The following is a 10,225-nucleotide window of genomic DNA, read 5'->3' as shown; positions in this document are numbered from 1 at the left end:
TTATATGAGTACTTATACCTTACCGAATGAAAAAGGCCATTTTGGCATATATGGCGGAAAATTTGTTCCTGAAACACTAATGAAGGCTGTAACAGAACTGAATGAAGCCTACAACGAGGCAAAAAATGACCCGGAATTTCAAGCTGAGATTGATAGATTACTAAAGGAATATGTTGGCAGGGAAACCCCGCTTTATTTTGCGGAAAACCTGACAAAGCATGCCGGGGGGGCCAATATTTATTTAAAAAGAGAAGATTTAAATCATACCGGTGCCCATAAAATCAATAACGCAATCGGTCAGGCGCTGCTTGCTGTCCGTATGGGAAAAAGAAAAATTGTAGCGGAAACTGGCGCCGGCCAGCATGGAGTTGCCACAGCTACCGTTTGTGCACTGTTAAACCTTGATTGCATCATTTTTATGGGAGAGGAAGACATCAGGCGGCAAGCCTTGAACGTGTATCGGATGGAGCTTTTAGGTGCGAAGGTAGTCAGTGTAACATCAGGCAGCGCGACCTTAAAGGATGCCGTAAATGAGGCCCTCAGGTATTGGGTTGCCAATGTCGATGATACCCACTATTTATTGGGGTCCGTGTCCGGCCCACACCCATTTCCGGTCATTGTCAGGGATTTTCAAAGTGTCATCGGCATGGAAACAAAACAACAATTCTTAGCAAGGAACGGGAGCCTTCCTAATGCGGTCGTAGCCTGTATTGGGGGCGGAAGTAATGCGATGGGAATGTTCTATCCTTTTATCGAAGATGAAGAGGTAAAACTCTTTGGTGTGGAAGCCGCCGGTCATGGTGTTGATACACCATTTCATGCTGCGTCGCTGACAAAAGGGAGACCGGGGGTCTTGCATGGAGCCTTAATGTACGTTTTGCAAAACGAAGATGGCCAAATTCAAGAAGCACATTCCATTTCTGCCGGGCTCGATTATCCGGGCGTGGGGCCGGAGCACAGCTATCTAAAGGACAGCGGGCGGGCTAGCTATCACTCGATAACTGATAAAGAAGCCCTTGATGCCTTTCAGCTATTATCGAAGCTTGAAGGAATTATACCGGCACTTGAAAGCTCCCATGCCGTTGCGTTCGCTGTAAAATTGGCGGGTCAGCTTGGAACCGGCCAAAATATTGTAGTCTGCTTATCAGGGCGTGGAGATAAAGATGTGGATGCAGTCAAATCAAGACTTAAAGGGGGCAGCGGAAAATGAACCGAATTGAACAAGCTTTTCAACAATTGAATAAGGAAAACAAAAAAGCTTTTGTGCCTTATATAATGGCTGGAGATGGCGGTTTGGAGAACCTGTCTGAAAGGCTGGCACTGTTAGAAAAATTCGGGGCAACGGCGATTGAAGTGGGTGTTCCTTTCTCTGACCCGGTTGCTGATGGTCCTACCATTCAGCGCGCGGGTATTAGAGCATTACAAAATGGAACCACATTAAAAGGGATTTTAAAAGAAATCACCAAAGCACGTGAATCAGTCACTACTCCTATTATTCTCATGACCTATTTAAATCCTGTTTATTCATACGGAATCGAGACATTTGTCCGTGACGTTCAAACTGCAGGTGTCGCAGGCTGCATTATTCCGGACCTGCCTGTGGAGGAAGAGGAAATCATTGCCCCGCTGCTAGAACAAGCGGAAGTGGAATTGATTCGACTCGTAACACTAACTACACCAATCGAACGGATCAGAGAGATTTCTAATAAAGGTAAGGGATTCTTATATACCGTTACTGTCAAAGGGATTACAGGAACAAGAAACGAATTTGGTAATGAACTGCATTCATTTTTACAAGCTGTTAAGGAAGCTAGTCCGATTCCTGTATTAGCGGGATTTGGCATCTCAAATCAAGAGCAGATAAAGGAAATAACGAAGTATTGCGATGGAGTAGTAGTTGGCAGTAAAATTGTCGAGTACTTTGCCAATAACCAGCTGGAAGAAATGGAAGAATTCATGTCCATTTATAAACAAACATTTGCATAAAATGAAGGAGGCGTCTCGAGATGCCTCCTCTTTTTAAGTAAAAATGTGTCAATTGTTACATCCGTTTTTTTTTATATTGATTATAATTTGCTCAAATGGGTATATGAAATTAAAATTCTTGAGGATGAGAAAATTATGAGAGTGTCTGAAACAACCAAACAATTATATTCTTTAAGCGTTTCTTTGGAGTGTTTTGAAGGGATTTCTCATCATGTCAGCATAAATTTTCTTAAAGAAAGGTTTGTTTATACCGAATGGAGAAATCAACCGGAGCAGCATTCGGTTTCACCCCTTCCCGTGTTTAAGCCAGGAAGCCTAGAGCAATTTAAAAGAAAAATTTACTCAATGAGAATTTGGGAATGGGAACCAACCTATCAAAAGGAAAATGGAATTGTACTTGACGGAAACTTTTGGACAGTAACTCTGAAAACACAGGAAAAAACCTACGAATTTGGCGGAATGGAGAGCTTTCCGGCTAATTGGGGAAAGTTTCTAAAGGCATTGGAGATGTTGGTTGGAGTACCGTTTGGTAAATTGGTATAATGTAAAATGTTGGATGGAAATCTTAATTTCTTGATAGGCTTGCTTAACTCCTATATAATTTGTATATAATTACTTTAATGAACTTGACTTCAAAAAACTTCCCGGATTGAGGAAGTTTTGTTTGTTTTTCATCAAAATTTAGTAAAACAGTAGCTAGGAGTTTAATGTAAACATGAAGGAAATTACAGTAGAAGATTTATTGAATTTATCTAACCCAATCATTATTGACGTACGTTCACCAATTGAATTTAACGATGGCGCTATTGCAGGAGCGATTAATGTGCCTTTGTTTTCGAATGAGGAGCGTCAGGAAATAGGTACGATTTATAAGCACGAGGGCCAGGCAGCCGCAAAATGGCGGGCAATGGAATTGGTTTCGCCAAAGCTTCCCCGGATGTTGAATGAAATTAAATCCTATTCCGAAAAAGGAGAACTTGTTGTTTACTGTTGGCGCGGCGGTATGCGCAGTAAAGCCGTCGCAACCTTTTTGGAATTTGCAGGAATATATGCATGGCGTTTAATTGGCGGTTATAAAGCCCATCGTCATTTTATCCTTGAGAAAATTCCAGCGATGGTTCCGAATCAGGCTGTCGTCATTCACGGAATGACCGGTGTTGGTAAAACTGAGGTTTTAAAGCAATTGAAAAAACGAGGCTATCCCATTTTGGATTTGGAAGAAATGGCTGCACACAGGGGTTCAATTTTTGGAACAATCGGTCTTAATGAGGGCAATAATCAAAAGACCTTTGATTCTCTATTATTTGATGGGCTTCGGGAAATTCAGGGTGCTGATTACTTCCTGGTTGAAGCTGAAAGTAAGCGGATTGGAAAGGCTGTACAGCCTGAAGAATTGATGGATATTAAATTTAAAGGCTTAAACATTTATATCCATTCCCCTCTCGAGCAGCGAGTAAAACATCTGGTATCCGAGTATGTTTTACCATACAAGCAGGAGCCTTGGTTCCATGAAAAAATCTCGCTTGGAATTGAAAGAGTCATCAAGCGTGTTAAGGATATTGAAATTAAAAACACCCTTTTGGAATATTTAGAAGAACGGAATTATCAGGATATGATTTCCATTTTGCTCGAGCATTATTATGATCCCCGTTACACTCATGCCAGACAGGACTATATAGGGGATTTTTATGATATTTTTGCAGAAGATCCTTCGGATGCTGCTGAAAAAATTGCGCTAAAGCTGGAAGAGTTATCTTTTTCCCCTGTTATTTCCGTTAATTCATAAGTATATTGTCATAACTTTGCACACGTTTTCGAACGTGTGCTTTTTTCTTTAATTAAGAAATTTTTTGTTCGTGAATGACACACACTAAAATGTAAACATTACATAAAGATATAGTGATTTTGGTTCATGCTGTATTTTGTCAAAGTGAAATTTACATATGTTTTAAGGGGGATTGATGGATGAAGGGGCCTAATGAAAATAGAAAGGCTATTTTGGATGAATTCCTTGGTCCAAATTTAGGTTATGTCATTGACCAATTTGAAAGGTATAAAGAGGACCCAACGGCAATTGAACCGGAAATGAGAATGTTTTTTGAAGAAATGAATGATGAGGAATTTTCCTCCTTCGTATCTATTAAGCCTGATATTCATGAGGGTAAACCGTTACAAACAGAAAAAATATATGCTGCCATAAAACTTGCTGAAAATATCCGAACATTTGGCCATTTGGCTGCCAATATTTATCCATTGGGAAATTATACACCTGATATTTCTCATCTGGACCTCAATAGCTATGGCTTAACAGAAGAAGATTTAAGGAGTCTTCCCGGGCAGATTATTTCAGAAAATGGACCGGTATCGGGCCAAACTGCATTTCATGCATATATGAAACTAAAAGAAGTGTATACAAAATCGATTGCATATGAATTCGATCATGTCCATGATGTTGCGGAAAGAAACTGGCTAATCGAAAGGATTGAAAATGGAAGGCTCCAGTCCCCGCTTCCAAAAGAAAAACGAATAGAAATATTAAAAAGGCTAACTGAAGTGGAAGAATTCGAGAAATTCCTTCATAAAACTTTCGTAGGACAGAAGCGATTTTCCATTGAAGGACTGGACGTAATGGTTCCCTTAATCGATGAAATAATCGCCGAGACCGTTCGGGATGGAGCTGAATTTATTAATATTGGAATGGCCCACCGCGGCAGATTAAATGTACTTGCCCATGTTCTAGGCAAACCATATGAGATGATTTTCGCGGAATTTCAGCATGCACCAAATAAGGAACTTGTTCCTTCTGAAGGGTCAGTTGGGATTAACTTCGGCTGGACCGGTGATGTTAAATACCACCTCGGGTTAAACCGGCAGCTTGCAGGTGAAAATGCAGTAAGGGCAAAAATTACATTGGCTAATAATCCTAGTCACTTGGAATATGTTGGTGCTGTGGTAGAAGGGTTCACGAGAGCAGCACAGGATGATAGAAGCGCATCGGGATATCCAACTGAAGATTATAAGGCTGCTTTGGCCATTCTAATTCATGGCGATGCTGCATTTCCTGGTGAAGGGATTGTGGCTGAAACCTTAAACTTAAGCAGTTTAAGAGGTTATCGTACCGGCGGAACGATTCATATTATCTCCAACAATATGATCGGATTCACAACTGAATCCCATGACTCACGTTCAACAAGGTATGCAAGTGATTTGGCAAAGGGGTTTGAGATTCCAATCATTCATGTTAATGCCGATGACCCGGATGCCTGCATCGCCGCCGCTGTTTTAGCTGCCGAATACAGGTCGGAGTTTAAAAAGGATTTCTTGATTGATTTAATTGGTTATCGTCGTTTTGGTCATAACGAGATGGATGAGCCGATGACAACCAGCCCGCAAATGTATACCATTGTTCAAAAGCATCCTACCGTGAAGGAACTTTACGGGAAGAAACTTGGCAATGAAGGGCTTGTAACGGATGAGGACATAGCAAAAATTCAAAAGGATATTCATGAACGGCTTGTTAAGGCAAATGATAAGGTGTCTAGAATTAAGCATGATGAAGAAATTACGATACCGGAACCGCCATTATTTAATATAGAGAGAGCAACATATGAAACAAAGGTGCCGCTTGAAACTTTGAAAAAAATGAACGAAGAGCTGCTGCAGTGGCCGCAGGATTTTAAAGTGTTTAATAAACTTGAAAAGATTTTAAAAAGAAGAATAGAAGCATTTGATGAAACAGGGAAAGTCGATTGGGCTTTAGCAGAGTCACTTGCTTTTGCCTCTATTTTGGCAGATGGGGTCCCAATCCGCATATCAGGACAAGACACTGAACGCGGAACCTTTGCTCAAAGAAATCTAGTCCTGCATGATTATCAATCAGGTAGGATGTTTCTTCCTCTTCATCAATTATCAATGGCAAAGGCTTCCTTCGCCGTATATAACAGTCCATTAACTGAGGCAGCGGTGGTTGGCTTTGAGTATGGCTATAATGTCTTTTCACCGGAGACTTTAGTGATTTGGGAGGCTCAATATGGGGATTTTGCTAATGCGGCACAGGTTATGTTTGATCAGTTTATCGCGGCCGGGAGGGCAAAATGGGGACAGAAATCTGGATTGGTTCTCCTTCTTCCACATGGATATGAAGGCCAAGGACCGGAGCATTCTAGTGCGAGGCTGGAGCGATATTTACAGTCTGCTTCCGAAAAAAACTGGGCAGTTGTCAATCTAACCACAGCAGCACAGTATTTCCATCTTTTACGCCGTCAAGCTGCTATGCTCGGTAAGGAAGAAGTAAGGCCCCTTGTGGTCATGTCTCCAAAAAGCTTATTAAGGAATCCGGTAGTATCGTCGTCCGGCTATGATTTAAGTGAAGGGGAATTTAGACCGGTAATCGAGCACTTTACACACTCCAGGGATCATCAAAAGGTCGAGCGGATTGTTATGTGTTCGGGAAAAATAGCCATTGACATCGCCGAGCAAACCAAGGATCCAAGCGGATTTGACTGGCTTCAGGTGATTAGGCTGGAGGAAATCTATCCGTTTCCGACAATGGACTTGAAAAATATTTTTGCAAAATACCCGAATATAAATGAAGTGCTTTGGGTTCAGGAAGAGCCTAAAAATATGGGTGCCTGGACGTTCGTAGAACCACGGATTAATGAACTAATCCCTGCTGGAATCAGGGTTGAATTTATTGGCCGCAGGCGCCGGTCAAGCCCTGCTGAAGGCGAACCAAACGTTCATAAATTAATCCAATCAAAAATTCTTGGTGCTGCACTTTCAAGGGCTGAAGAAGGAGGATCTAGCCATGGCTGAAATTAAAGTCCCAGAGTTAGCCGAATCAATCACAGAAGGAACAATTGCTAAGTGGCTAAAAAACACAGGGGAACATGTTGAGAAGGGTGAATATTTAGTTGAGTTGGAAACGGATAAAGTCAATATCGAAATCATATCCGATTTTTCCGGCACACTGACAGAACAGAAATTTTCTGAAGGAGACACCGTACGCGTCGGAGAAACGATTGCTGTGGTTGAAGAGGGCGTGGGGCAAGCCGCTCCTGCTGGTGTCTTAGAACAGGCTCCACAGCCACCAGCTGCAGTCCCAACAGAGGTTCCGCCTGCACCGCCGAATAATACAGGTTCGGTTGAGACGGCTGGAATACAGCAGGATAGAAAAGAGGAATCAGGAAAGCGCCCAATCGCTTCGCCTGCTGCTCGTAAACTAGCAAGGGAGAAAGGTATCAATTTACAAGAAATTCCGTCATCCGACCCATTAGGAAGATTAAGAAAACAAGATGTCTCATCATTTCAGCCTGGTATGAACCCGGCTGGGCCGTCAGTTCCTAAAAGGGAAGCATCAGTGGAACCGATGAAAGTTGAAAATCTGGCAAAACCAGTTATCAATGAGAGAATGTCCAGACGCCGCCAGACCATTGCAAAGCGGTTGCTCGAGGTAAAGCAGTCAACCGCCATGTTAACAACTTTTAATGAAATTGACATGACAGCGGTAATGGACCTGCGAAAACGTCGGAAGGATAAATTTTTCGAAGAGCATGATGTTCGGCTGGGCTTTATGTCCTTCTTCACAAAAGCTGTAGTTGCTGCATTGAAAAAATACCCTTATTTAAATGCCGAAATTCAAGGCGACCAAATTTTAGTTAAAAAGTTTTATGATATTGGCATTGCTGTAGCGGCGGAAGAAGGTCTAGTCGTACCGGTTGTTAGAGATGCCGACCGAAAATCATTCGCTGAAATTGAAAGTGATATTATGCAGCTTGCTGAAAAAGCAAGAGCAAATAAATTATCATTAAAGGACTTACAAGGAGGCACCTTTACGATCACGAACGGCGGGGTTTTCGGGTCATTACTTTCAACGCCAATTTTAAACGGGCCTCAGGTGGGGATTCTTGGCATGCACACAATCCAGCTTCGCCCTGTGGCGGTTGACAAGGACAAAATGGAGAATCGCCCGATGATGTATGTTGCCCTTTCTTATGATCACCGAATTGTCGATGGCAAAGAAGCTGTAAGCTTTTTAAGTACAATTAAGAAACTCCTTGAGGACCCGGAAACGTTACTGCTTGAAGGATAATATGTCAAAATAAATTAGGAAAACCGCTGATAATCGGATCAGCGGTTTTTAATGTCTAGCGATTTTTTAATGGCCTTAATCCACGTCGTTCAATTTCATCTTTAAGAATTTTTATCCATTCCTTTTCCTTACCAGACTTCAATGCATCCCGATACGAAAGAATTAGCTGTTCATTACTCATAATCTTCAATTAAGAATGCCCTCCTCGGAAAGTGGATTGAATATTCAGTTTTTACTATTGTAATGGTTTACAATTGATTTGAGAACCCTAACTGATAAAATTTTCACAAATTTGTCATTCTTAATTACGGGCTATGTTTACTATAATTGGAAATATTATATTTAAAAAATATTGAATATTCGCAAAAATATGTTAACATACATTTTGTAAGCGTTTTACTTAATTGGATTGTAAAGTGTTTTAGGGGGTTGTAAGGATGTCGGAATTATTAACTGTAACAGTTGGAGAGCTGTTAGAAGAAAAAGCAAAATTACACCCAGAGCATGAAGCAGTCGTGTATTCAGACCGGAATCTGAGATGGACCTACAGCAGGTTCAACCAGGTTTGCCGGACCGCTGCAAAAGGCTTAATGAAGCTTGGAATCGAAAAGGGAGAGCATCTTGCAGCATGGTCGACAAACACTCCTGAGTGGCTGATTACCCAATTTGCTACAGGAAAGATGGGGGCAGTACTGGTTACGGTAAACACAAACTATCGAACAGCAGAATTGGAATATCTTTTAAAACAATCAGACTCCACTACGATTATTTTAATGGATATAATGAAGGATTCTTCCTATGTCGATATGCTTTACGAAATTGCACCTGAATTAAAAACTTCAGAACCGGGCAGGTTGAAAAGCAGCAAGCTGCCATTCCTTAAGAATGTCATCGTATTAGGGGAGAAGAGATACCCAGGTACCTTTTCATGGGAAGATATTATTCGCTTAGGTGAATTGGTTTCAGACCAAGAACTGAATAACAGGATGAACTCACTTGAACCCGATGATGTCATTAACATGCAGTATACTTCCGGGACAACAGGTTTCCCCAAGGGTGTTATGCTGACCCATAATAATATTGTCAATAATGCCTTAAATATTGCAAATTGCATGAAGCTGACCGTTCAAGACCGCCTTTGCATACCAGTTCCATTTTTTCACTGCTTCGGATGTGTTCTTGGTACAATGGCTTGCATGACTGTAGGAGCTACCATGGTACCGGTACAGGAATTCAGCCCGAAAAAGGTACTTCAGACGGTTCAAGATGAAAAATGCACGGGACTTCACGGTGTTCCGACCATGTTTATCGCGGAATTGAATGATCCTAAGTTTGAAAAGTATAACCTGTCGTCCTTAAGAACCGGGATCATGGCTGGATCAAATTGTCCAATTGAAGTCATGAAAGCCGTTATCGAAAGGATGGGGGCCACGGAAATTACGATTGCCTATGGACAAACAGAGTCCTCACCGGTCATTACCCAGACGCGGACAGATGACCCTATTGAATTACGGGTGGAAACAGTCGGAAAAGCTCTGCCAAATGTCGAAGTGAAAATTGTTGAACCGGGAACGAGTAGGGAAGTGCCGCGCGGTATTCAGGGGGAACTTTGCACCAGAGGTTACCATGTCATGAGAGGCTACTACAAAAATATTGAGGCAACGACAGAAGCGATTGACCAAGAGGGCTGGCTGCATACAGGAGACTTGGCAGTCATGGATGAAAACGGCTACTGCAAAATTACCGGCCGATTGAAGGATATGATAATAAGAGGCGGAGAAAATATCTATCCCCGTGAAATTGAAGAATTTTTATATACAAATCCCAAAATTTTAGATGTCCAGGTGGTAGGAATCCCTGATGAAGTGTATGGGGAAGAGGTAATGGCCTGGATCATATTAAAAGAAGGGGAGTCGGCGGATGCTGAGGAGTTCAGGGAATTCTGCAAAGGAAAAATCTCGAAACATAAAATCCCGCGGTATATAGAATTTACAGACTCTTATCCAATGACAGCCTCCGGAAAAATACAAAAATACAGGTTAAGGGAGAAGGCAAAAAAAGTAGTGAAAAGATAATATTTTCAATGTTGTTGCACGATACCGGCCCTTTTGATTATACTTAAACTTGGACAATTGAGAAAAAAGGGCG

8 protein-coding genes are annotated in these 10,225 nt (G+C 41.7%); 7 read left to right on the top strand and 1 reads right to left on the bottom strand.

The features are described from left to right. Window positions 1-4 precede the first annotated feature (4 nt). From trpB to odhB, 6 genes are all read left to right on the top strand, one after another. A complete protein-coding gene (trpB, locus tag V5M37_RS19745) occupies window positions 5-1,210 on the top strand; it encodes a tryptophan synthase subunit beta (protein WP_423798822.1) in 1,206 nt (401 codons plus the stop codon). Beyond that, window positions 1,207-1,986 carry a tryptophan synthase subunit alpha gene (trpA, locus tag V5M37_RS19740; RefSeq protein ID WP_423798821.1) on the top strand — a complete coding sequence of 260 codons (780 nt, stop codon included), beginning with the start codon at window positions 1,207-1,209 and terminating at the stop codon, window positions 1,984-1,986. The genes trpB and trpA overlap by 4 nt, the downstream gene beginning before the upstream one ends. A 135-nt stretch (window positions 1,987-2,121) precedes the next feature. Further along, entirely contained in the window at window positions 2,122-2,529 is a 408-nt protein-coding gene (locus V5M37_RS19735; RefSeq protein ID WP_423798820.1) for a hypothetical protein, read from the top strand. Between the two features lie 172 nt (window positions 2,530-2,701). Continuing rightward, complete coding sequence (mnmH, locus tag V5M37_RS19730; RefSeq protein ID WP_423798819.1) at window positions 2,702-3,772, top strand: tRNA 2-selenouridine(34) synthase MnmH; 1,071 nt, start codon at window positions 2,702-2,704, stop codon at window positions 3,770-3,772. Window positions 3,773-3,951: 179 nt separating this feature from the next. Further along, complete coding sequence (locus tag V5M37_RS19725; protein WP_423798818.1) at window positions 3,952-6,801, top strand: 2-oxoglutarate dehydrogenase E1 component; 2,850 nt, start codon at window positions 3,952-3,954, stop codon at window positions 6,799-6,801. After that, window positions 6,794-8,077: a 2-oxoglutarate dehydrogenase complex dihydrolipoyllysine-residue succinyltransferase gene (odhB, locus tag V5M37_RS19720; RefSeq protein WP_423798817.1), complete on the top strand. Its 1,284-nt coding sequence runs from the start codon at window positions 6,794-6,796 to the stop codon at window positions 8,075-8,077. The genes V5M37_RS19725 and odhB overlap by 8 nt, the downstream gene beginning before the upstream one ends. 55 nt (window positions 8,078-8,132) lie before the next feature. On the opposite strand, the gene sda is transcribed toward odhB, so the two are convergent. Next, window positions 8,133-8,258: a sporulation histidine kinase inhibitor Sda gene (gene sda, locus V5M37_RS19715; protein ID WP_378583628.1), complete on the bottom strand. Its 126-nt coding sequence runs from the start codon at window positions 8,256-8,258 to the stop codon at window positions 8,133-8,135. Window positions 8,259-8,514: 256 nt separating this feature from the next. Between sda and V5M37_RS19710 the strand changes: the two genes are divergently transcribed. Next, the gene (locus V5M37_RS19710) at window positions 8,515-10,152 is read left to right on the top strand and encodes an AMP-binding protein (RefSeq protein WP_423798816.1); all 1,638 of its coding nucleotides are present in this window, start codon (window positions 8,515-8,517) and stop codon (window positions 10,150-10,152) included. Window positions 10,153-10,225: the final 73 nt, after the last annotated feature.

The sequence above is a fragment of the Neobacillus sp. SAB-20_R2A genome, from assembly GCF_049568635.1.
Lineage (GTDB): Bacteria > Bacillota > Bacilli > Bacillales > Cytobacillaceae > Neobacillus > Neobacillus citreus.
Note: the sequence above shows the minus strand (reverse complement) of the source record. Positions and strands in the feature narration are given on the sequence as shown.

What these genes read in the sequence shown, in the direction of transcription:
- trpA (WP_423798821.1), top strand. Translation starts at nt 1,207, where the DNA reads ATGAACCGAATTGAACAAGCTTTTCAACAATTGAATAAGGAAAACAAA.
- V5M37_RS19725 (WP_423798818.1), top strand. Translation starts at nt 3,952, where the DNA reads ATGAAGGGGCCTAATGAAAATAGAAAGGCTATTTTGGATGAATTCCTT.
- odhB (WP_423798817.1), top strand. Translation starts at nt 6,794, where the DNA reads ATGGCTGAAATTAAAGTCCCAGAGTTAGCCGAATCAATCACAGAAGGA.
- sda (WP_378583628.1), bottom strand. Translation starts at nt 8,258, where the DNA reads ATGAGTAATGAACAGCTAATTCTTTCGTATCGGGATGCATTGAAGTCT.
- trpB (WP_423798822.1), top strand. Translation starts at nt 5, where the DNA reads ATGAGTACTTATACCTTACCGAATGAAAAAGGCCATTTTGGCATATAT.
- mnmH (WP_423798819.1), top strand. Translation starts at nt 2,702, where the DNA reads ATGAAGGAAATTACAGTAGAAGATTTATTGAATTTATCTAACCCAATC.
- V5M37_RS19735 (WP_423798820.1), top strand. Translation starts at nt 2,122, where the DNA reads ATGAGAGTGTCTGAAACAACCAAACAATTATATTCTTTAAGCGTTTCT.
- V5M37_RS19710 (WP_423798816.1), top strand. Translation starts at nt 8,515, where the DNA reads ATGTCGGAATTATTAACTGTAACAGTTGGAGAGCTGTTAGAAGAAAAA.